Annotated in this window: 17 protein-coding genes, 2 tRNA genes and 1 pseudogene; 12 read left to right on the top strand and 8 right to left on the bottom strand. The window is 59.1% G+C overall.

Annotated features, from left to right (window positions below; translation table 11 throughout):
- Window positions 1-51: 51 nt before the first annotated feature.
- Both ACGG9J_RS04440 and ACGG9J_RS04435 read left to right on the top strand, forming a co-directional pair.
- Entirely contained in the window at window positions 52-333 is a 282-nt protein-coding gene (locus tag ACGG9J_RS04440) for a metal-sensitive transcriptional regulator (RefSeq protein ID WP_110416674.1), read from the top strand.
- 165 nt (window positions 334-498) lie between these two features.
- The gene (locus tag ACGG9J_RS04435; protein ID WP_390133981.1) at window positions 499-1,863 is read left to right on the top strand and encodes a dicarboxylate/amino acid:cation symporter; all 1,365 of its coding nucleotides are present in this window, start codon (window positions 499-501) and stop codon (window positions 1,861-1,863) included.
- On the opposite strand, the gene ACGG9J_RS04430 is transcribed toward ACGG9J_RS04435, so the two are convergent.
- Window positions 1,860-2,951 (bottom strand): glycoside hydrolase family 88/105 protein, encoded by a 1,092-nt coding sequence (locus ACGG9J_RS04430; protein WP_390133979.1) that lies wholly within the window; start codon window positions 2,949-2,951, stop codon window positions 1,860-1,862. The two genes, ACGG9J_RS04435 and ACGG9J_RS04430, sit on opposite strands and share 4 nt — an antisense overlap.
- 254 nt (window positions 2,952-3,205) lie before the next feature.
- On the opposite strand from ACGG9J_RS04430, the gene ACGG9J_RS04425 reads away from it, so the two are divergent.
- Window positions 3,206-4,015, top strand: a complete 810-nt coding sequence (locus ACGG9J_RS04425; RefSeq protein ID WP_390133977.1) for a gluconate 5-dehydrogenase — start codon at window positions 3,206-3,208, stop codon at window positions 4,013-4,015.
- A 97-nt stretch (window positions 4,016-4,112) separates the two neighbouring features.
- On the top strand, window positions 4,113-4,748 hold the full coding sequence (locus tag ACGG9J_RS04420; RefSeq protein ID WP_390133975.1) for an RpiB/LacA/LacB family sugar-phosphate isomerase: 636 nt from the start codon (window positions 4,113-4,115) through the stop codon (window positions 4,746-4,748).
- Window positions 4,749-4,823: 75 nt separating this feature from the next.
- Here ACGG9J_RS04420 and ACGG9J_RS04415 read toward each other — a convergent pair.
- Both ACGG9J_RS04415 and tgt read right to left on the bottom strand, forming a co-directional pair.
- Window positions 4,824-4,906 (bottom strand) — tRNA-Leu (locus ACGG9J_RS04415).
- Window positions 4,907-4,962: 56 nt separating this feature from the next.
- Complete coding sequence (gene tgt / locus ACGG9J_RS04410) at window positions 4,963-6,261, bottom strand: tRNA guanosine(34) transglycosylase Tgt (RefSeq protein WP_390133973.1); 1,299 nt, start codon at window positions 6,259-6,261, stop codon at window positions 4,963-4,965.
- A gap of 231 nt (window positions 6,262-6,492) precedes the next feature.
- Between tgt and ACGG9J_RS04405 the strand changes: the two genes are divergently transcribed.
- The 6 genes from ACGG9J_RS04405 to htpX all read left to right on the top strand — a co-directional run bounded on the left by ACGG9J_RS04405 (window position 6,493) and on the right by htpX (window position 15,068).
- Window positions 6,493-8,391 (top strand): trypsin-like peptidase domain-containing protein, encoded by a 1,899-nt coding sequence (locus tag ACGG9J_RS04405; RefSeq protein WP_390133971.1) that lies wholly within the window; start codon window positions 6,493-6,495, stop codon window positions 8,389-8,391.
- Between the two features lie 170 nt (window positions 8,392-8,561).
- Window positions 8,562-10,529: a heavy metal translocating P-type ATPase gene (locus tag ACGG9J_RS04400; protein ID WP_390133969.1), complete on the top strand. Its 1,968-nt coding sequence runs from the start codon at window positions 8,562-8,564 to the stop codon at window positions 10,527-10,529.
- A gap of 115 nt (window positions 10,530-10,644) precedes the next feature.
- Window positions 10,645-12,111: an FAD-dependent oxidoreductase gene (locus tag ACGG9J_RS04395; RefSeq protein ID WP_390135309.1), complete on the top strand. Its 1,467-nt coding sequence runs from the start codon at window positions 10,645-10,647 to the stop codon at window positions 12,109-12,111.
- 165 nt (window positions 12,112-12,276) lie between these two features.
- A complete protein-coding gene (locus ACGG9J_RS04390; RefSeq protein WP_390133967.1) occupies window positions 12,277-13,458 on the top strand; it encodes an ImmA/IrrE family metallo-endopeptidase in 1,182 nt (393 codons plus the stop codon).
- A complete protein-coding gene (locus ACGG9J_RS04385; RefSeq protein WP_390133965.1) occupies window positions 13,455-14,048 on the top strand; it encodes a DUF4411 family protein in 594 nt (197 codons plus the stop codon). The genes ACGG9J_RS04390 and ACGG9J_RS04385 overlap by 4 nt, the downstream gene beginning before the upstream one ends.
- Before the next feature lie 81 nt (window positions 14,049-14,129).
- Window positions 14,130-15,068, top strand: a complete 939-nt coding sequence (gene htpX / locus ACGG9J_RS04380) for a zinc metalloprotease HtpX (protein ID WP_390133963.1) — start codon at window positions 14,130-14,132, stop codon at window positions 15,066-15,068.
- 127 nt (window positions 15,069-15,195) lie between these two features.
- Here htpX and nagA read toward each other — a convergent pair whose 3' ends face one another.
- From nagA to ACGG9J_RS04360, 4 genes and pseudogenes are all read right to left on the bottom strand, one after another.
- Window positions 15,196-16,503: an N-acetylglucosamine-6-phosphate deacetylase gene (nagA, locus tag ACGG9J_RS04375; RefSeq protein WP_390133961.1), complete on the bottom strand. Its 1,308-nt coding sequence runs from the start codon at window positions 16,501-16,503 to the stop codon at window positions 15,196-15,198.
- Between the two features lie 39 nt (window positions 16,504-16,542).
- Window positions 16,543-17,331 carry a glucosamine-6-phosphate deaminase gene (nagB, locus tag ACGG9J_RS04370; protein ID WP_390133959.1) on the bottom strand — a complete coding sequence of 263 codons (789 nt, stop codon included), beginning with the start codon at window positions 17,329-17,331 and terminating at the stop codon, window positions 16,543-16,545.
- Complete coding sequence (locus ACGG9J_RS04365; protein ID WP_390133957.1) at window positions 17,328-18,434, bottom strand: ROK family protein; 1,107 nt, start codon at window positions 18,432-18,434, stop codon at window positions 17,328-17,330. Before ACGG9J_RS04365 ends, nagB begins: the two co-directional genes overlap by 4 nt.
- Window positions 18,435-18,524: 90 nt before the next feature.
- Window positions 18,525-18,707: pseudogene (locus ACGG9J_RS04360) on the bottom strand (AGE family epimerase/isomerase); the annotation flags it as partial.
- Between the two features lie 368 nt (window positions 18,708-19,075).
- On the opposite strand from ACGG9J_RS04360, the gene ACGG9J_RS04355 reads away from it, so the two are divergent.
- Both ACGG9J_RS04355 and ACGG9J_RS04350 read left to right on the top strand, forming a co-directional pair.
- A complete protein-coding gene (locus ACGG9J_RS04355; protein ID WP_390133955.1) occupies window positions 19,076-20,194 on the top strand; it encodes an ROK family protein in 1,119 nt (372 codons plus the stop codon).
- A gap of 123 nt (window positions 20,195-20,317) precedes the next feature.
- A tRNA-Gly gene (locus tag ACGG9J_RS04350) sits at window positions 20,318-20,388 on the top strand.
- Window positions 20,389-20,414: 26 nt separating this feature from the next.
- Here the strand turns inward: ACGG9J_RS04350 and ACGG9J_RS04345 are convergent.
- A complete protein-coding gene (locus ACGG9J_RS04345; protein ID WP_390133953.1) occupies window positions 20,415-22,532 on the bottom strand; it encodes an AlwI family type II restriction endonuclease in 2,118 nt (705 codons plus the stop codon).
- Window positions 22,533-22,553: the final 21 nt, after the last annotated feature.

The raw sequence follows: 22,553 nt of genomic DNA, 5'->3' as shown, positions 1-22,553 counted from the left end.
CGGTACCGGCTCTGCCATGAAGGCCATGGAATGAATAGGAATGGAGTAACCTTGCCCGGATATGCCAACGACAAAAAACGGACCATCACCAGACTCCGGCGTGTCGAGGGCCAGGTCAGGGCCATCGAGCAGATGGTCGAGTCGGACACCTACTGCATCGACATCCTCACCCAGATAGCCGCCTCGACCAGCGCCCTGAAGTCGGTGGCCCTGACCCTGCTGGACGACCACATGAACCACTGCGTCCGGGAGGCTGCCGAAAAGGGAGGCGAGGAGGCCGATGAAAAGATGGAGGAAGCCTCCGAGGCAATCGCCCGCCTGGTCCGCTCCTAGCGACCCTCGTCAGACAAGCCTGATCCGCCCGGGAATAGCAGTCCATAAGCAACGGATATAGGCATTCTTTTGAGAATCGCTGGACTCTCGTCTTTCTCCTGTTAGATTGAACTCCAACCCTGGGCCGCTCGGTCCTGGGGAATGAGAGGTCGGAGGGGAGAGGCAATGTCGGAAACGAGTTGGGATTGGGCGGCCCTGATAGTGGTCGTCATTCTCTTTGCAGGGCTGGCCCTGCTGAGCAGGAGGACCAAGGTCAACTTCAGCTGGCGGGTCATCATAGCGACGGTGCTGGGAATCCTGGTAGGTGTGGGCTTCTCCGGTCACACGACCTACGTGGGGGCGTTCGGCAACGTCTGGTCCGAGGTGATTTCGGCCCTCGTGGTGCCGCTCCTGCTCTTCAGCATCATCGCCAGCATCAGCCGTATCGGCGGGTCTGGTCGGCTGAAGAACATCAGTGTGAAGACCATCGTTCTGCTCTTGGTCAACACCTTCACAGCCGCCGTGGTCGCCCTGGTTCTGGGGCTGCTCTTCCAGGTCGGCAAGGGGTTCAACCAGGCCCTGCCCAAGGGAGTCAAGCCTCGCGAGGTGCCAGGAGTGATCGACACCCTGGTCGGTCTCTTCCCTTCGAACCTTGCGGAAAACTGGGCTCAGAACCAGGTCATTCCTGTGGTGATCTTCGCCATCCTCTTGGCGGTTTCTCTGAACAAGGCCGCCTCAACCCCGCGCGGTGAACAGAGCGTGGCTCCCTTCAAGGCTTTCGTGGAAGCAGGCAATGTGGTCCTTTCCAAGGCCACCCAAATCGTGGTCGGCTTCACCCCCTATGCGGTTCTGTCCCTGATCGCCGCCGCCATCGGTCGCAGCAACCTGAAGAGTCTTTTGCCTCTGCTTGCTGTTCTTCTGGTGGCTTACCTGGGTCTGGCTATTCAGCTCTTCCTGGTTCAACCCCTGATCCTGGCCCTGGTCGGCCGGGTCAATCCTCTGCCCTTCTTCCGCTCCCTTTGGCCTGCGGGCGTGGTGGCCTTCACGTCTGAGAGCAGTATCGGCACCATTCCTGTCACGGTCCGTCAGCTGCGCTCGGCCGGCGTTCCCGAAGAGACGGCTTCCTTCGTGGCTAGTCTGGGAGCCAATCTGGGCATGCCCGGATGCGCCGGGCTCTGGCCCGTTCTCTTGGCGGTCTTCGCCATCAACGCTCAGGGAATTCCTTACTCCCCCCTGCGCTTCGCTCTCCTGATCGTCTTTGCGCTGGTGGTTTCCGTGGGGACGGTGGGCGTGCCCGGTACAGCCACGATCACCGCCACCTCCCTATTTACGGCGGCTGGCCTGCCCGTACCCTTCATCGCTATCATGCAGCCTATTTCCCAGATTGTGGATATGGGCCGCACGCTGGTGAACGTGGCTGGCGCCGCCAACACGGCAGTCATCGTGGCCAGGACCGAGAACGAGCTGGATCTCGATCTTTACAAGGGCCGCAAGGTCTTCGACGACCAGGACATTGAAGCGGACGAGGAGTTACAACAGTCAGAAGACTAGGCCCGGATGCGTTCCATCCCTGCGCACATGAGCAGGAAGGCGCCCACCCCGTGCATGTCGTTGATGCTGGTGGGTCGCCGGCAGTATTCCTCATAGCTGCCGGGGCCGGTTCCTATGCAGATGTCGCCGATGAGGAGGTCATCTCCCTGCCATTCAAGGCTCTTTATGACCCCCTCATACCCCTTGCTGGCCGCTTCCAGATAGGCCTTGTCCAGAATGCCCTGGTCTACGGCCTTGCAGATGGCGGCCACGAAGAGACAGGTGCAGGAGTTCTCAGGCCAGTTGCCCTCTTTGCCAACCTTGTCGAGAACCTGCCACCAGCGGCCGTCTGGGCCCTGATAACGGCAGACGGCAGTCAGCAAGTCGCGGACCAGGTTTCGCAGATCCTCGCGGCCTGGGTGGTCCTGTGGCAGCAGTTCCAGTTCATTGACCACTGCCATGGGCACCCAGCCGATGGACCGCCCCCAGTATTCGGGCGAGAGGCCTGTTACAGGGTCGGCCCAGGGTTCTTTCCGATCGGGATCATAGGCGTGCCGCCAGAGCCCGGTTTCAGGCACGCGGGTTTTTCTTTGCATAAGAAGGGCCTGTCTGACGGCCTCGTCCACCAGATTCATGCGGCCGAAGCGGGTGCCGTATTCCACCATTATGGGGCCGCCCATATAGAGCCCGTCCAGCCACATCTGCCGCGGTACTCCGTCGTTGTGCCAGAATCCGCCCTCGTCGTTCTTCGGATAGGTTCCAAGTTCGTCGGCCAACTGGTCCAGTCCCGTCTTGTAACGGGGTGATCCGAAATGGTCATAGAGAGGGAAGAGGAGGATGCCTGGCTGGATGTCGTCCAAGCATACGGGATCGTGGTTGAGCACGTGGCCCTGGTCATCCATGTTGGATTCGACCCAACCCCTTATGTACTCCAGATAGGATTCGTCATTGTTGATCAGGTAGGTTTGGTGCACTCCAGACAGGAGGACGCCCTGATGGTAGTGAAAATGGCGGATCGGCGGCAGGTCGGCCGGGTTCGGATAAGTACGGCGGAGTGTGTCGACCGCTGCCTGGGCATACTCCAGTGGTGTTGACGGGGTCTGAACCATGGTGCCTTCCTCGTTGATGGTCTGGTTTCATTGAACATCCTACCGTTTTGCAGCCCAGCCCTCTCTTTTGGAATTTCGGCCCGGAGTGTTGGGAATGTGAGCTTGAAAGCGCCTGCAACTTTCTTGTCGCAGAACTCGTTGCCTGATATTTTCAAGCCAGTCCAGCGGTGGTGCTGTTCGGCTTTTACGTCTGCGAATGCGACATACGCTACATAGTTTCCGCGGACGCAACAGTCGGTGATGAGGAGGTCATCATGGCAGAGTTCTCCATGTCGAGGTTCTCTCTGGAAGGGAAGGTGGCCTTGGTAACCGGTGCCGTGTACGGAATCGGGTTCGCAATAGCCTCCGCCCTGCATGAGGCGGGCGCGACCATCGTTTTCAATGCTTCAAGGCGCTCGTCGGTGGATAAGGGAACCCAGGCCTACAGGCAGGCAGGTATCCCAGCACGGGGCTATGTGTGCGACGTGACCGATGAGGGTGCCGTGGCCGACATGGTCGACCGGATTGACAGGGAGGTCGGCACCATCGACATCCTGGTCAACAATGCCGGCATCATCAAGCGGATTCCCATGCTGAACATGACTGTCGAGGACTTCCGCAAGGTGGTGGATGTGGACCTCACCGGGCCTTTCATAGTTTCCAAAGCCGTTCTGCCGGGGATGATCCAGCAGGGACACGGGAAGATCATCAACATTTGCTCGATGATGAGCGAGCTGGGGCGAGAGACCGTATCGGCCTATGCGGCCGCCAAGGGCGGATTGAAGATGCTGACCCGCAACATCTGTGCGGAATACGGCGGTGCCAACATTCAGTGCAATGCCATCGGACCTGGCTACATCGCCACTCCGCAGACTGCGCCTTTGCGTGAGCGTCGGCCCGACGGGTCCAGGCATCCTTTCGATCAGTTCATCGTTTCGAAGACGCCCGCAGCCCGATGGGGCAATCCCTCGGACCTTCAGGGGCCTGCGGTCTTTCTGGCCTCGTCGGCATCGGACTTCGTCAACGGGCAGGTGCTGTATGTTGATGGCGGCATTCTGGCTTATATCGGTAAGCAGCCTGAGTAAGGGCGGGAGTCAGAAGCTTCCGGGCTGCCCGCCCGAGGGGATGCATGGGTTCAGGCAGGCAATGAGATCAATCAATGATGAGGGAGAGTAGCAGAGCATGAAAGTAGCGTTGATCAACGAGAACTCACAGGCCTCGAAGAACGCCCTGATTTTCGCGACCTTGAAGGAGGTCTGCGACCAGAAAGGGCATCAGGCCTTCAACTATGGCATGTACGGCAAGGAGGGGGAAAGCCAGCTGACCTACGTGCAGAATGGCCTGCTGGCTTCGATCCTGCTCAACAGCAAGGCGGCTGATTTCGTCATCAGCGGATGCGGAACTGGCCAGGGAGCCATGACGGCCCTGAACAGTTTCCCCGGCGTGGTCTGCGGTCTGGCCGTGGATCCGACTGATGCCTACTTGTTCAGCCAGATCAACGGGGGCAATGCCCTCTCGATCCCCTTCGCCAAGGGGTTTGGATGGGGAGCCGAGCTGAACCTGAAGCTGATTTTCGAGCGTCTCTTTGCCGAGCCAGCCGGAGGCGGCTACCCCAAGGAGCGTGCAGTGCCGGAGCGTCGCAACGCCGGAATCCTGCGTGACATAAAGAATCAGGTCTATCGTCCTCTGCCAGAGGTGCTGGAGCGGATTGACCAGGGCTTCCTTAAAGAGACCATTTCCGGCGAGCATTTCGCAGAGTACTTCATGGCCAATGCGGAAGATGGGAAAATCAAGGAGATGATCGCCGCTCGCCTGTGAAAGCCGCTTGGCAGGACGGGATATAAAAAGACGCCGTCGGCAGGGAGAATTCCTTGCTGACGGCGTCTTGTTTCGTGCGAACGGAGGGAGTTGAACCCTCACGAGCATCAGCTCACTGCCACCTGAAGACAGCGCGTCTACCATTCCGCCACGTTCGCAGACAACTGGAAACGTTAGCACGGTTGTCTGCGGGGCGCAATAATGGCGTGTTGGTTTAGCCTCTGGATCCGTGGGCGTAGAATCTCGCCAGCGTCTCCCTCTTGTACTCGTCGAAGTAGCCGCCGTCGATGGACTGGCGGATCTCGTCCAGCAGCCTCACGAAGAAGCGTTCGTTGTGGATGGTGGCCAGCGTGTAGCCGTTGAGCTCACGGGCGCGAAGCAGATGATCGATGTAGGCGCGGGAGTAGTGGGTGCAGGTGTAGCAGTCGCAGTCTTCTTCGATGGGTCTGAAATCGGCCTTGAACTGGGCGCGCTTGATGTTCCAGCGGCCGTCGCGAGTGAAGACGGCCCCGTTGCGGCCGCAGCGGGCCGGGGATACGCAGTCGAAGGTGTCCCCGCCGTTCTCGACGCCTGCGAAGATGTCGTCAACAGCAGCGATGCCCAGCACATGCCTGGGTCGGGATTCGGGCATCTCGTCGCAGATCCAGGCGCAGGTCTGTCCCAGCAGCCGTTTCTCTATAGCGCCCCCGATGCCCACGCCGTCGAAGTCCAGGGATGCGATCTGGCGGGCGGCTCGTCGGCGCAGATCCTCGTAGTTGGCCCCTTGCACCACGCCGAACAGCGCCTGATAGGGTTTTCCTGTCCGCGCCTGGGTCAGCCTGCGGTGCTCGTCCACGCAGCGCTTCGCCCAGCGGAAGGTGCGTTCCACTGACTGCTCTTGGTAGGTCCGGGTGTTCATCAGGGTGGTCAGCTCGTCGAAGGCGAACATGATATCGGCGCCGATGCGGTGCTGGATGCCCATGGAGATCTCGGCTGAGAAGCGGTGCCGGTCGCCGTTGAGCGGGGACTTGAAAGTGACCCCGTCCTCATCCACGAAGGCCAGGCGCTCCTTGCCTTCGGCTATTACCTGGTCCGATTTCATGCCGGTCACGTCCATGGCCAGGGTTTTCTTGAACCCCGCCCCCAGCGAGAGGACCTGGAAGCCGCCCGAGTCGGTGTAGGTGGGGCCGTCCCAGTTCATGAACCGGGCCAGGCCTCCGGCTTGGTCCAGAATGTCGGGGCCAGGGCGCTCGAACAGGTGGAAGGCATTGGCCAGAAGGACCTGGGCGCCCAGCTGCCGCATCTGTTCCGGCAGGACGGCCTTCATGGCCGCCTGGGTGGCCACGGGAATGAATGCAGGGGTGTGGATGTCTCCGTGAGGGGTGTGGATGATGCCGGTGCGGCCGTAGCGGCGGCCATTGCGTCCTAGGCCTTCGGGGGTGTCGGACAGGCGATTCAGGGTCTCGAATGAGAAAGCGGTGCGGTCGCCGGGTCGGCCCGGTGTGGCTCCCAGCGGGTTGGTGATCAGGCTCATGGCTCCACTGTATCCAAGACATCCAACCGTCCTCTGCTGCCCGGTGGGCAGTCGATATGACTTTCATGCAATGTCCAGATAATATTCAGCATTCCAGCTCTAGACTTAGTAGCAATGCATGCGAGGACCCTCTTCGCCTGTCAGCCGGAAACAGCAAAAAGCGCTGGCGACGGGGTAGATTGACAAGCGTGACCGAATAGCAGGCAGCGGCATCGATCCGAAGGAGCAGAAATGGCTGAAGAGCACAAGGTCGACCCTTGGAGGGGCGACGACGACGGTCAGTCCTGGCAGCCAAGCCACATCGAGCGCGGGGCCGCCGATCAGGGGCGGGAGGCGGAAGCTTCCAAGGACCAGACCGACTCTGCGCAAACCTCCCTACCCGAAGAAGGCAATCAGCAGACCCAAGCCTGGGATCAGAGGCCCACGACCCCTATCTCCGTGTCTGGCGTTGATGCCCGGGCCACGACTAGGGAAAACGGGTCGAATGACGATCGCGGCGCCGGGGCTTCGGCCTCCGCTGCCAACGGCTCGACCATAGGTCAGGATGCGCAGACGCAGCAGCAGCCTTACTATCGGCCAGCGCCGGAGTATGGAGCCTATGCTCCCGCAGGCTCGCGCCCATCCGCTAACGACGGACGCAATGGGACCGCCGACCAGGGTCAGCAGCAGACTCATCAGGGATATGGCTCTGGTCCTCAGCGGAACTACTTCGGACAATACGGACAACCACGCCAGTTCGGGCAGAACGGTCAGCCGAGCCAGCCGGGCCAGCCCGGCCAGAATGCCGGGCAGAACCCTCAGGGTGGGCAACCCTCGGGCCAGGGACCCTTTGCGCCTTTCGGCTCCGGCGGCCCCAACGGCCGACCCGGTCCTGCCAATAACGCCAGCAGCAATATGAGCGGCACGGGCAAGTACGTCTTCACCGCCGTGGTGGCCGCCCTAGTAGCTGCAGCTCTTATGCTGGGTCTGGGCTGGGCGGCACTGTCCAACGGATGGATCACTCTGCCTTCATCCTCCTCGCTCAGCGGAGTCTCCTCCAACTCCTCGGGTCAGGGCACTGCCAAGGTCCAGGGCGGCCAGGCTCCTGACTGGCAGGACATTAGCAAACAGGTCTCCGAGTCCGTGGTCTCCATCCAGGTGCAGACCAAGAGCGGGGTGGGGGCCGGATCGGGCGCGGTCTTTGACACTCAGGGCCATGTGGTCACCAACAACCACGTGATCGATGGTGCCCAGGAGATCCACGTCACCCTCTCTAATGGGCAGATGTATACGGCCAAGGTTGTCGGCACCGACACCACTGCTGATCTTGCCATTCTCAGCCTGGATCAGGCGCCGTCCGATCTGAAGCCTGTGAAGTTCGCCGACTCCGAAAAGCTGGCCGTTGGCGAGAATGTCATGGCCATCGGCAACCCCCTAGGCTACGAGAACACGGCCACCACCGGCATTGTTTCGGCTCTGAACCGCCCGGTCTCGGTCATGGATGAGAGCAACAACAACCCCATCGTGACCAATGCGGTCCAGCTGGATGCGGCCATCAACCCCGGGAACTCGGGCGGCCCCACCTTCAACGCGGCTGGCGAGGTGATCGGGATCAACTCATCCATCGCTTCCATGGCTTCCTCCAAGTCTGAGGCAGGGTCCATCGGCATCGGATTTGCCATTCCGTCCAACCTGGTCAAGCGGATTGCCGGTGAGATCATCAAGGACGGCAAGGCCAAGCACGTCTCCTTGGGCGTCACCATCCAAAGCAGCACGGCCCAGGCCGACGGGGTCACCCGCGGCGGCGCCAAGGTCACCAATGTGGTTTCGGGCTCCCCGGCCGACAAGGCCGGAATCAAGGTCGGAGACACCATCGTGGCCTTCAACGGCCATGCCGTTAACAACAACTACTCTCTGCTGGGCTTCGTTCGAGCTGCCGCCTTTGGCGACTCAGTCAAGATCACCGTGGTGCGCGACGGCAAGACCGCCGAGGTGAACGCCACCCTGGACAGCGAGGAGCAGACCGTGCAGGGCAAGCCCAGGACCAACAGGAAGAACTCGGACGGCAGCGGTCAGGACGGCGACTCCGACCAGGGCGGTTCGGGCGACGATGACTCCATGGATCCCTTCCGCTTCTTCTTCGGGCAGTGATCCGGTACTGAATTTGGGGCCGCATCCGTCACATGGCAGGTGCGGCCCCTTGTCGTACTGCCGCTCGTTGCTGGCCCTAGCGCGGTATAGGCTTGATATGTCAAGAGCAGAAGAGAGCCGTGATCCGGCTGCAGCTGCCGGGTGGCCAAGCCCGGAGCGGGGAAGTGGTCATGTCAAGAATCCTGAGTTTCGCCAAGAAGGTCCCCATGCTTTGGGTGGTCCTGGCCTGCGGACTGGTTATGGGCCTGCTCTGGCACCCCTATCGCCAGGCCGCCCAATGGTTGGTCGCAGCTCTGGTGGCCGTCTCGCTGGTAGACACCCTCAAGGGGATGATCGATGATGTGCGCCAGGGCCACGTGGGTGTGGATATCCTGGCCGTGGTGGCCATCCTCTCCACCCTTGCCGTCCGGCAGTATTGGGCCAGTTGGGCGGTAGTCCTCATGCTCTACTCAGGCGATGCCATCGAGCAGTACGCCGGGAACAAGGCGCAGAACAACCTGACCGTACTGGTCCAGGCTGCACCCCAGGTGGCCCACGTGGTCCAGTCTGACCTGCAAGAGGGGGAGCATGGCCTTCCCAAGGAGAGCGACTGGAGCACGGTGGCGGTCGATAAGGTCCGTCTGAACGACCTCCTGGTAGTCAAGCCCGGCGAGACTGTGCCCGTCGATGGCGAGCTGATCAGCCCTAACGCCACCCTGGACATGTCCACCATCAACGGTGAGCCCATGCCGCGCAGGCTCTACCAGGATGCCCAGGTCATGTCCGGAGCGGTCAACGGCTCGGGCACTTTCCTGATGCGGGCCCGGCAGCTGGCTCGGGACTCCCAGTACCAGCGAATTCTCAACCTGGTGCGCTCCGCCCAGAACTCGCGGGCTGCAGTGGTCAGAACAGCGGATTTGATGGCAGTCCCTTTCACTGTGGTGGCCTTCATCATCGCCTGCGTGGCCTGGATCATTTCCGGCGTACCGACCCGGTTTGCCCAGGTCCTGGTCCTGGCCACTCCCTGCCCTCTGCTGATCGCCGCCCCTGTGGCCTACATGGCCGGGACCGGGAGGCTGGCTAAGGCGGGGCTGCTGATCAAGACCCAGGACGTGATCGAGAATCTGGGTCGGGTCTCGCATATCTTCTTCGATAAAACCGGCACGCTGACCGTCAAACGTCCCCAAGTGGCCCAGATCGACCTGCCTGACGGTGGGGGGCAGGAGGTCGATACAGACCGGATTCTGGCCATGGCGGGCGCTGTGGAGTCCTATTCGGTTCACATCCTGGCCAACGGGATCGCCGAAGCCGGGGCTGCCGCCAAGGAGCGGTTGCGGGCACAGGGCAATGGTGAGATCCATCTTCATGCGCGGGAGGTTCGTGAGGATTCCGGCAACGGGGTCCAGGGACTGGTTGACGGCCATCAGGTCAAGGTGGGCAGAGCGCAGTTTGTGGCTGACGGGCATCCAAGCGATTTATTCGGCCCCCTGGCACCTGATGAGATGGCCTCCTACATTTCTGTTGATGGCGCCTTGGCTGCCCGGGTCGTCATGAAAGACGTGCCCAGGTCGGATGCCGCTCAGACCATCGCTCAGCTGCGGGAGTTAGGCATCACCCGTCTATCCATGGTCACCGGCGACAAGGAGGCCTCGGCGCGGATCATCGCAGATCAGGTGGGCATCACCGACGTGCATGCTGGTCTCTTCCCTGAGGACAAGGCCGATCTGATCGCTAAGGCCTCCAAAGAGGAGCCCAACCGGCAGCCTTTCTGGGACATCTGGCTGTCTAAATTCCTAGGGGAATCAGTGACCAAATCCATCACCATGATGGTGGGGGACGGGGTCAATGATGCCCCGGTCCTGGCTGCCGCTGATGTGGGCATGGCCATTACCGACGGAACTACCACGGCCGCATCAGAGTCTGCGCAGGCCGTAATTATGAATGACGACATCGCTTGCCTGCCTAGATCGATCACCATCGCCCGCAGGACCAAGCGGGTCATGCTCCAGGCGGTCATGCTGGGGCTGACGCTGGCTACGGTGGGTATGCTCTGTGCCGCTTTCGACCTGATCCCGGTGGTTGTCGGCGCCTTCACGCAGGAGGCCATCGACGTGGTTTCCATTCTCTGGGCCCTGACTGCGCTGATAGACCGGGACTGAGGCTATGCCACGCTTGGTGAAAGTCCCGGGGATGGAGTCCGTCTGGCCCTGTTCCCGACCGTCGCTTTGCGTTAGGCTGACAAGCATGAGCGATAATAATGTCAACGATTCCACCATGCCCGCACCGGCCCGCGGCGAGGAAGCCGACTCACCCCTGCGCGTGGCCGTCATAGGCGCAGGACCTGCAGGGGTCTATGCCTCTGACATTCTGCTGCGGCAGCTTCGGCAGAAGGGTGCCGACCTGGGTCTGGGCGACCGGGCCCGGATCGACCTGTTCGAGAAGCTGCCCGTTCCCTTCGGCCTGGTCCGCTACGGCGTGGCCCCGGACCATCCCAGCATCAAGTACATCGCCGGCGCCTTGGAAAAGACCCTGGATAACCCCGAGATCCATCTCTATGCGGATGTGGAGTTCGGCAAGGACGTCAACCTGGATGACCTGCTTGAGCGCTACGATGTGGTGCTCTTCGCCACCGGCGCTGTGGACGACCGCCCCCTGGAGATTGCCGGGCATGAGCTTGATGGCGTTCACGGGGCCGCCCACTTCGTCGAATGGTATGACGGCTATCCCGACGCTGACCAGGACTGGCCCTTGGATGCCAGGCAGGTGGCCGTCATCGGAGGCGGGAACGTGGCCATGGATGTCTCCAGAATCCTGATGCGGCGGGCCGACGACCTGCTGGGCACCGACATCCCCGATAACGTCTACCAGGGGATTCAGGGCAACCAGGCTCGCGAACTGCACATGTTCATCCGTCGCGGCCCGGCCCAGGCCAAGTTCTCGGTCCAGGAGCTGCGCGAGCTGGAGAAGCTGCCCGGGGTGCAAATCGTCATCGACGAGGAAGACTTCGACGTGGATCAGGAGACCATCGACCGGGCCGGTGCCGACAAGCTGACCCGGCAGATGTTGGAGGAGCTCTTCACCATCAGGGAGATGGCCGAGGACATGGCTGAGGACGGCGGCGTCGACTTCGAGGGCAACCCCGCCGACCGCCGTTTCTATATGCACTTCTACCGGATGCCAGCCGCTATCATCGGCCAGGACGGCAAGGTGACCGGCATTCGGGTGGAGAAGACCACGGTCACGCCCGAGGGCGCCATGGAGGAGACCAGCCGGTACGAGGAGTACCCGGTTCAGGCCGTCTACCATGCCATCGGCTACAAGCCGGCTGAGGTTCCCGGCATTCCCTACGATTTCGCCGGCTATACCCTCTCCAACGTCCACGGTCGTGTGACCACTGCTCCCGAGGGGCAGGACGGCCGACCCATCGACCGTCTCTACGCCACGGGTTGGGCCAAGAGGGGACCTGTGGGTCTGATCGGATCCACCAAATCCGATGCCCTGGAGACCATTGGCAACATGCTGGATGACCTGGCCGCCAGCCCGACTCGTGGCCGCTTCGCCAAGGACCGTGACGACGATTCGATTGATCGCTTCCTGGCGGACAAGGGCATCCAGCCCATCGACTTCGCCGGTTGGAAGCGGGTGGATGCCTACGAGCGGGCCGAGGGCGCCAAGGCCGGCCGCGAGCACATCAAGGTCATCGACCCCGACCAGCTCCGCCAGCTCGCCCACGGCGAGTAGGCGATCGCTCTTAGATCGGCAATGGCAGGGCCTGGATGAGGTTCATGAATCCTCACCCAGGCCCTGTTTTCTTGGCATCCACTACTGGGCGCTTACAGCAGACGGACAGGCCTGGTGCAGCTATCATTATTAGTGGAGCCCCTCACGGAATCGAAGGAGCGTGACATGGCTAATCTGACTCTCTATCCGGCCACCCTCCAGTGGGCCGTTGAGGAGAGCGATGCCGATCCAGCCGCCCTGTCTCAGCGCCGTGGGCTTGGCCAGTTGCCGGATTGGTTGGAATCCAAGGGACCCGTGTCCGTATCCTTCAACAAGGTTGAGCAGCTCAGCAGGGCCCTGCATGTGCCCTTCGGCGCCTTGGTCAGGTCGGTTGTGCCCCTTCGCCGCCTTGAGCCTCTGGTCCAGTACCGGACCGTAGGCAATACGGCTGTGCAGCCCAGCAAAAACCTGCAGGACACCATAGACCAGATGCGATTCAGGCAGGAGTGGGCCAGGGATGAATTGCTTGAGTCCGGCCTGGATGCCAACCCACTGGTCGGTTCGGTGCGCGATGCCGAGCAGGGCGATGCCCTGGCTGATGCGCTTCGCTCCACCCTTGGGTTGGATGGGCGCTCTGCTTGGGAGGGCGGCAATTCCAGCGATCGCTTCCGTCAGCTCAAGGAACGCGCCTCTGATGCGGGCATCATGATCATGCTCAACTCCCAGGTGGGTTCTACCAGATCCCGCAAGCTGGATCTGCAGGAGTTCCGGGGATTCGTGCTGATCGACGACATGGCTCCGCTGGTGTTCATCAACAGAAACGATTCTTTTGACGGCATGATCTTCACCTTGATTCACGAGGTGGGGCACGTACTGCTGGGCACTCAGGAGCTCTTCGACGGCATTGGCGGCCAAGGGGACCGCAAGGCCACGGAGCGCGCGATAAACCGGGCGGTGGTAAAGGCCGTGATTGGCGATGAGTACTTCCGGCGGCTCTGGCAGGAGAAGCTGGACGCGGGCAAGGTGCCGGCGGACGCCGCGGAGTCTATAGCTGACGACTTCCATCTGAGTGCCTTGGCCATGGGGATACAGGCCCATCAGTTCGGCTTGACTGACGAGGATACGCTCGAGGAACTGCGGGCACGAATGGATCGGCATCTTCAGGACAAGACTGCTCATCGTCAGGAGCAGGAAACCCATGGTAATGGCAACAGGACCAATGCCTCCAGGGTTGACACCGGTTTCGTCCGCCTGGTCAATGCCGCCATGGACGGGGGCAGATTGGCTCCGACTGAGGGCTTCGATCTGGTGGGAGTGCGTTCTTCGCAGTCTTATCAGGGGTTGATTCGTGAAAAGAAGCTGATATGACCGCTACCCTCTACCTGCCTGATTCCAACATCTTCATCGCCTCCTACCGGCTCAACCATCCTTTCGACTACAAGGAGTTTCACCCCTTCTGGCGATGGATGGAAAAGCTGGCTGAGGACAAGGCGATTGCCATGGTGGATGTTGTCTACGAAGAGCTGGTCAACGAGCAAGCCGCTGATCCCGATATGCTGGATCTTTGGGTGCGTGCAGTGTTCAAAGGCCGCCAAATAAGTCATAAGGATGACAGGTATGCGCAGGTTTATGCGCAAATCCAGGATTATCTGGTCACCTGCGGGTATTACGCAGAAGAGTCACGCCAATGTTGGGAGCCAGAGAGCAAGGCGGATCCCTGGCTGATCGCCGTGGCCAAGGTCGAGGGAGCAGTCATCGTGACGGACGAGGCCCGGGTCCCGCTGCAACAGGGGCAGCACATGAAGAAAGAGCCCAAGATTCCTAACATCGCAGATCATTTTGGGGTAAGGACCATGAATCTTCGTCGGTTCTTCGATGAAAACGGGAGGTTGAAGAAAGCCCGGTATGTTCCTAAGCCTCATGACAAGAAGAGCGGAGATCCAATCGTATTGTTCTGAAATGGAGAGGGGACATCGCCAGCCTCATCTTTTCAGCGGTCGTTCAGCAAAAATTCAGCGGTATTGTCTACCATAGAATTCATGAATGGCAAGCTGAAGGTTCACGGACATTTCAACGGCCTGAAAACGACGCTTTTGTTCGCCCTCATGTGGGCCGTTATTATGCTCATCTGGTGGCTGACCGGTGGTCGCCAGGGGGCGCTGGGCATCTATATCCTCATAGGCCTGGCCACCACTTTCGGATCCTACTGGTTCTCCGACAAGGTGGCGATCGCCTCCATGCACGCCCGGCCGGTCAGTGAGCAGGAGGCCCCCGACCTCTACCGGATTGTCCGAGAACTGTCGGGGAGGGCCGGCAAGCCCATGCCACGCATCTACATTGCCCCCACCGACTCGCCCAATGCTTTCGCTACAGGCCGCAACGAGCGCCATGCTGCCGTCTGCTGCACCCAGGGGATTTTGCGTATCCTCAACGAGCGTGAGATTCGCGGGGTGCTGGGCCACGAGCTCATGCATGTCTACAACCATGACATTCTGACCTCTGCTGTGGCTTCGGCCATGGCCACAGTCATCACCTACCTGGGTTACTCCCTCATGTATTTCGGCGGCGACAGCCGGGACAGGGATAACGATTCCGGCGTCTTCGGCCTCCTGGGCGTGCTGATCAGCTCGATTCTGGCCCCCCTGGGCGCCTCCCTGATCCAAATGGCCATTTCCCGCACCCGTGAGTATGACGCCGACGAGGACGGCAGTCGGCTGACTGGGGACCCGGCGGCTCTGGCATCGGCGCTGAACAAAATATCCTACGGGTCTCAGGCCACGCCTATGCCACAGACAGCCGGCACCCAGAGTGCCGCTGCCATGATGATAGAAAATCCCTTCTCGGTCAGGGGATTCAGCAGGCTCTTCTCCACCCATCCGCCCACCGATGAGCGCATAGCCCGCCTGATGCAGATGAGCCAGGAGATGGGACAGCAGACCCAGGTGAATTCCGGGCGTGGAGCCCAGGTGGGGTACTGAGAGATCAACGGACTCATGCGCATGCTGATAGCGGTGGTCCCTCCCCGCTGCCTTAGTGCCCTCAGCTGCGAAGAATCCAGCTTGTCATAGAGGCAACGAGGAATCGGAGGCTTTTGGCTATCCGTCTTTAGATCTGAATTCTGCGCCCGTTGCAGACCACGGTTTTGACGGACCAGTCAGCCGGGTTCAGGAGGAGGAGATCGGCAGCATAGCCGGGTGCCAGCAGGCCCAGTGGAGAGCCGGTAATCGGATTGGGACGGTCAAGTCCCAGGGCCCGGGCAGGTGTCAGCGTTGCGGCTTCCACGGCCTGGGGGGCTGGCAGGCCGATGGATTGGACTGCTCTGCCGACTGCCACGTCAAGGGTCAGCGTTGAACCAGCGATGGCTCCGTTGGAGGTCAGGCGGGCGTGGCCGCCCTTCACTGTCACGTCCAGGGAACCCAGCTTGTAGGCGCCGTCCTCGCAGCCGGTGGCCTCCATGGCGTCGGTGACCAGGGCTATCCGATGGGGGAAGAGTCTGAAGGCCAGATCGACGCAGGGGTCCTGCACATGGAAACCGTCGTTGATCAGCTCGGCCGTGACCCGGGGGTCCTCCACAGTGGCCGGAATGGGTCCTGGCTGACGGTGGTGGATGCCGTTCATGGCGTTGAAGACGTGAGTGAGTATGCGGGCGCCGGCATCGAAGGCGCGGCGGGTCTGGTCGTAGTCGGCATCGCAATGGCCGACCGCAGGCACAACACCGGATCCAGCCAGGCGGGATATGGCCTCGTAGCCATGGTCGCGCTCGGGGGCCAGCGTCACCTGGCGTATGCAACCGTCGGCGGCCTCCAGGAGACTGTCGAGAACAGCAGGTTCAGGGTCGCGCAGGCACTTGGGATCGTGCGCCCCTTTACGGGAGAGGGCAATAAAGGGCCCTTCCAAGTGGGCGCCCAGTACGTCGGGTCTGGAGTCCATGACCCGCCTGACCGAGCGCAGATTGGTGCACATCGTGTCGACCGGGTTGGTGATCAGGCTGAGCACCTGCCTGGTGGTTCCATGGATCATATGGCAGGCCCTGGCTGTGCGAATGGCCTCGTCCCCGTCATCGAAGGAGTGAACCCAGCCGCCATGCGAGTGGATGTCGATGAACCCGGGGGTGAGGATGAAGCCGGTCGCGTCGATGAACTCTACGCCGTCCGTATTCGCATCGTGCGCATTGGTTCCAGGCTGGAAGGTGAGGGGCAGGCTGGTCAGGCCAGCGGCCCTCAGAGCGGATTCCAGGCTCTCCCTGCTCTGTCCGACCTTTGCAATCTTGCCCTCCAAGGCCAAAATCCAGCTATCTTCCCTGGTGCCTCGGGCATCTATCAGCCTTGCGCCGGTCAGAATAAGGGGATGGGCCGGTCCATGGAGGGATGACTCGACCGCGAGCCCCGCCGACTCGTATGCTTCCTTGGACATGTTTTTGGTTTGCCTTCTGTGCTTTGCCGATCGGGACAATCAGATGGACTGCCAGTCAGGCTTGTTGGCATATGCCCACTTGTAATAGTCACGGTTGCGCAGCCGGGAGGCGGCGGCCTCGTCCACGATCACGGTGGCGTGAGGGTGCATCTGGAGGGCCGAGGCCGGGCAGAAGGATGATATGCCACCCTCCACGCTCTCGGCCACGGCTTCCGCTTTGCCAGCCCCGAAGGCCAGGAGGACCAGCTGGCGTGCCTTGAGGATGGTCCCGATTCCCTGGGTGATGCAGTGGATGGGTACCTGGTCCATGTCGTTGTCAAAGAAGCGGGCGTTGTCGATGCGGGTCTGTTCGGTCAGGGTCTTGATGCGGGTGCCCGAAGCCAGGGAGGATCCAGGCTCATTGAAGCCGATGTGTCCGTCGGTGCCGATGCCCAGTATCTGCAGGTCGACGCCGCCAGCGTCCTCGATCGCCTGATCGTATGCGCGGCCAGCGTCTTTGATGGTATCCAGGTTTCCATTGGGCACCCTCACCTTGGCAGGGTCCAGGCCCAAGGGTTCGACCACTGTCCGGTCGATGGTGGACCGGTAGGACTGAGGGTGGGCCGGATCCAGCCCCGCGTACTCGTCCAGGGCAAACCCGCGCACCTGAGATACGTCAATCTCTTCCTTGTGGACCAGATCGGCCAGCGCTTGGTATGCCGCCAGCGGGCTGGATCCGGTGGCCAGACCCAGCACGCAGTCGGGCTTGCGCCGGATCAGGTCGGCCGTGCAGCGGGCGTAGATTTCGCCGGCTTCCTCCTGGGACTTGACGATGATGATTTCGGTCATGATGCAATTTCCTTTCCAATAAAGTCGGATGGGCGGCCATCGGCGGCCATGCGTCCTGCCAAGGCGGCGCCGATTGCTGCGATAGGCAGGTCAGCTGGGGCCAGACGCAGACGCTCGGGCAGGCTCAGTGAGGCGATGAAGTGGCTGCGGGCTGCGCTTTTATTGAGATGTTCGGTGACCAGATCAAGCAAGGGTTGACCGGTCCTGCTCATACCGCCGCCAAGGATGATGACTGCGGGATCGATGGTCAAAGCCACGATCTGTACGGCCAGGGCAATGCCATGGCCTATGGTTTCCTGCATCTCCTGTGCGCGCTGGTTCCCTTGGCCTGCCTGGGCGATCAAGTCAGGCAGGGGATGGGTGATTCCCGGCCAGAGGGCTTCCACGGCCGAGCCTGAGGCCACAGTCTCCAGACAGCCGCGCTGGCCGCACTTGCAGGGAAACTGGTGGGAGTCCACTGGGATGTGCCCAATCTCGCCGATTGCCCCGCTGGCTCCGTGTTCGATTCGGCCCCCGCGGATGATGCCCGCTGCCAGGCCGGTGCCTAGGTTGATGAAAACCACTACATGGTCATCCTGGTCGGGCAGGGCCCTGGGGGCGTCTCGTCCAGGCTCTGAAGCAGGGTGTCTGGCCTTATTTTGGGCGGCCTCGGAATGAGGCGTCGTTTCAGGGGATATCAGGGTGCCGCCAGCCTGCGATGCAGCTCCCAAAGCAGCGATGTTGACATCATTCTCGACTCGGACAGGTAGGCCGGTTGTTTTTGCGATGGCAGGGCCCAGAGCCATGTGACGGATGCCCAGGTTGACCGCGTCGTCCACTATTCCCTGGTTGGCGTCAACGCGCCCCGGGATGCCGAGTCCTACGGTAACTGAGCCCCGATTCGGTCCCACTTGATCCAGCAGGTGGCGAATCAGCGTCACCGTGTCGTCATGAACCTCCTGGCCGCCCTCGCGTGTAGGGATTCGATGGCAGGCCAGCAGATGCTTGTCGCCATCCAAGGCCACGCCCTCGATCTTGGTGCCGCCGATGTCAATTCCCAAGCTGATCGGGTCGGCCTGGATGCTATCTGTGTCCGCCCTGGGACGCGGGGTCGATGTTGCCATGGGATCTCAGCGGGCCTGGGCCTGGTCTGCGCGTCCCTGTCCGCAGGGACTCTTGATGGCTGCGGCAGAGACCATCGGATTCTTGTAGGGGGTCAGGGCGTACTGGCGGATCTTCCTGACCAATTCGATTCCGTGACCCGGCGTTGCCCCGTAAGGTTTGAATCGGTCAGTCTGCCGGTCGATCTTGAAACGCTCGGGAATGTGCCACTGACTGCTCTTTGTCCAGCTAATGACCGGATCGATGATGCGGCCGGCGCGCTCGCGGTAGTTCTCGTTGTCCAGCAGGTATTGGGGATTTGTAGCGGACGGTGAGACTCCCGAACGGTTCGGTGTCGTGGTCATGGCGATCGCTCCTTTGCTCGGCGGGGGGTGCAGCTGCTCCCGCTATCTTGTTACAGCCTAACACGTAATTGTTAGGAATCTAAACTTTTTCTGGATGCCTTTTCGTGGTCTTGTCTGTGATGCTGGTGGGCAGGCTTGAAAACAAACTTCTTTCGGTGCCCCAATGGCGAGGTCTGGACCTGTCCGAGCAAGGAAGTTTACAATATAAGGAGCAAACATGGATGGGCATGGTCACGGGGTTCAATGTCTAATCCCCGTGGCGGGTCCCCGTTCCCGCAATATCTATCATCAGGCGAATCATGACCAACAATACCGGTAACCTTTCCAAGGCGCTCCCCAAGTCGGTGCGGCACCACAATCGAGCCATCCTGCTCAAGCTGCTCTACCCCGATGTCAGTATGACCAGAGCCGATCTGGCCCGTGCCTCCGGGTTGACCAGGGTCGCCATATCAGACATCGTGGCCGAGCTGCTGAGCGAGCATCTGCTCATGGAGGTGGGTTATAGCAAATCCACTGGCCCGGGCAAGCGAGGGCGGCTGCTGCGCATCAATCCCGACGGACGCAGCATCCTGGCCCTGGACCTTTCCACGCCCTACGTCTTCAGGGGGGCGGTGCTCAATCTGACCGGGCAGGTGGTGGCGCGTGAAGAGATCCCGCTGACTGCCGACGGCAAGGTCCCCCTGGACTTGGTGGGGGAGCTGACTGATTCATTGATGCAGCGTGCGGCCCACCCCGTCATGGGCATCGGCGTATCCAGTCCTGGCATCGTCAGCGCTGAAGGAGTTGTGGATGATGCCACCAACCTTGGTTGGGTTCAGACTGACCTGCGCGGCTATCTTCATGAGAAGACAGGCTTGGAGGTGACGGTCAACAACGACGCCAATAATGAGGTTCTTGCCGAGCAGCAGTTCGGCTCAGGCCAGTCCGACCTATTGCTGGTCCATCTGGGCGATGGAGTGGGAGCAGGGTTGCTGGTCTCCGGTGAACTGGTGACCGGCTGTAACCGCGCGGCTGGCGAGATAGGCCATGTGGTGGTGGACCCTTCTGGTCCTCAGTGCCGCTGCGGCAAGCGCGGCTGCTTGGAATCGCTGATCAGCGTTCCCAAGCTGACTGCTGCAATGGACCGGGATCCCGACAAACTAGCCAACATTCTGCGGCGGGCAGGTGAACTGCTGGGCCGTGTTTTGACTATGTCTGTCGGCCTTATGGACATTCCTCGCGTGGCTGTCCTGGGGGACTCCAGGGTGGTCAACCGCATATTCCTGAGCGCCATGGAGAAGACCATGAATGATGCCCTGGCTACTGATTTCCGGCGGCCCCTTGTGGTTGATCGCTCGGCCCTGGGTGAGGATGCCGCCTTGCTTGGGGCCTGCAGCACAGTGGTGGCTGACTTGATCGAGCCTGACGGCACGGTCTGAAAGTAAAGTGAAGAACTGCCTCGCAATCGTGCCCGGAGTTGGTGACTCGCGCACATCGCCGAGACCTGCTACCATAGTGTCTCGCATACGGTCGGCCGAGGTCTGATCCTGGTAACCGGATTTGCGGGCGTAGTTCATTGGTAGAATGGAAGCTTCCCAAGCTTCAGAGGCGGGTCCGATTCCCGTCGCCCGCTCTTGGAAATTATTTCTAGATATGGTCTCACCATTCATGCATTGATCTGATACGTAATTCTCTCCAGTTTCCCCATTCCCATCTATTTACAGCGTTCCGATCTTGTTGGCCAAAATCATAAATCTTTCGTAAGAGAACATCTGCACTCAGACGATCATCGTTTAGAAAAGTGATCAGCTCTTGTATTGTGATTGCAAAAATATTAACTCCATCAGCAGGCGCAGCTCCCTTTCGTGAAGAGTGATAAAGCTCTATATTGCTAGTGGCTCTATAAATATTGGCGACATCATTGTCTATAGCATTTGAGCAAAATATCGTCTGCACGCAGCAGTCAGGATTATCAATTGTAAGATTCGTTGAGTGTCTGATTACAGGTTCCAGCTCGCCTCGCTTTTGGGTGTTGCCATTCATTAGCGAAGCTTCGAGAAGAACGATGACAGAATCGCTTTGTCTTACTTCAATGTCCCCCGCACCCCCTGAGGCGTGAGTCAAAGGACGCATGTTTCCGTCGCACGTCAAATTCATTGAAGTAAAGGGGTCTACTTTTTCGTTTGAAAGATAAAACCACGCAATATTAAGGATATACTCAAATATTGTCGGAATGTCTGTCGCATCGGTCACGTTTCTTTTTACATATCTATCAGCACTTTGTGCCACAGATTTGTCTTGATCGTTATGTTGATCGATCTTCCGTAGTATGTCGATGACTTTGTTTTTAGGAAATACCGATCGAATCAGATCCTTGAATCGATCACTTTGTATATTCTGGAACTGTCGTTGCAAGTCTTCTAAAGTGGCTACATCGGATTCTTCAATGAAGTCGTCTAAGAATTGCCTACATAGATCTGTAGAATAGCCTAGAATATCTATCACTGATTGATCGCTGTAGAATATGCTACTTTTGTCTTGTTCATAGGCCTTATACGAATCCAGTCCATTCAGCGGAACATCGCGATAATCAAACAGATCTTTCCACAATTTAGAATAACGCAAGCTGAATTGTCCGCTAATGTTTGTAATTATACCGGACAATAGCATTATTCTACTGCTCATATCAAGGTATTCGGCTCTCAATGATGCGTTCTTGCTATAGATGAACTGCATGTAAATTGCATAAAAATCAAGAGGTTGTTGTAAAAAGATACTAGAACTGTTCGCGTCAAGAAACTGTTGTACGCCTGCATGCGGTTGTTTTCCGGATTGGAACAACTTTCCTCCCGCTGCAAACGCTGATCGAATAGAACGTCTGTTTGAAATTTGCTTGAGTTCCATTAATGTTTGTGAATCATGAGCTGTATTGAAGAGCATCAAAAAATGAAAGAATAGATAATACTCTGAAACAGCATCCGGACTCTTATGGTTGTAGAACGTATTTTTGAAGAGATCTGTAAAGGTATCGGAACAGCTATCGAGAGTCGGGGAGCTAAAGTTATTTTTGCTGAAAAGTTTATTAATGTCGTTCCGTGTTTTATCCCCGGTAGGGCAAGACTCAGGAATGATTTCACAGAGTTTCTTTTTAATCCTTTCCTTTTCGTCCTTCGCAGGCTTGCGGTTGTTGTAAGTGGAGGCTATTTCGATTAATTCGTTTATCGAATCTTTGCTCAAAGAGGGTGTAATTGCAAAGAAAAATAGCGAGAACATATCCTGAGGCATCCGTTCAACAACAGACAATATTTTAATAATCAAACGAAAAGGATATACGTAGTGTCTTTGCTCTTGGTCGTAAAACCTTAATTTAAGCAGTTGCCGTAAATAGAGGAGATTGTCCTTCTTTAGCCCAATCAGATTCTCTATCTGATCTGGTTGCTTGATATTGGACTCAGTATCAATCCAGTTTTTTGCCACTTGACTTACAACTCTATCGGGAGTACAAAGTCCTAGTTTGACTAATATATTTGTGTTCGTTCGACCACGTTGACTAAGTCTGCTTCTGTCTGAGCTTTCTGCGAAGAAATCAGAATTGTCCAAAAGTGACTTGTAATACTCAGCTTGAATTGTGGGATTTCCATTCCAAGAAACTTCTCGATTATCAATTCTAAGTTTGAGCAAAGTTGCTAAGCAGTACGGCAGCACTGTTGCATAGTCGTGCCTGCGAAAACTAGTATCTCCTAAGTTCAATAGCTGCTTTTGTCTCGTTTGATGCATGCAGAGGCCTTTCTCTGAAAA

The sequence above is a fragment of the Bifidobacterium apicola genome (genome assembly GCF_042846865.1).
Taxonomy (GTDB): Bacteria; Actinomycetota; Actinomycetes; order Actinomycetales; family Bifidobacteriaceae; genus Bombiscardovia; species Bombiscardovia apicola.
Note: the sequence above shows the minus strand (reverse complement) of the source record. Positions and strands in the feature narration are given on the sequence as shown.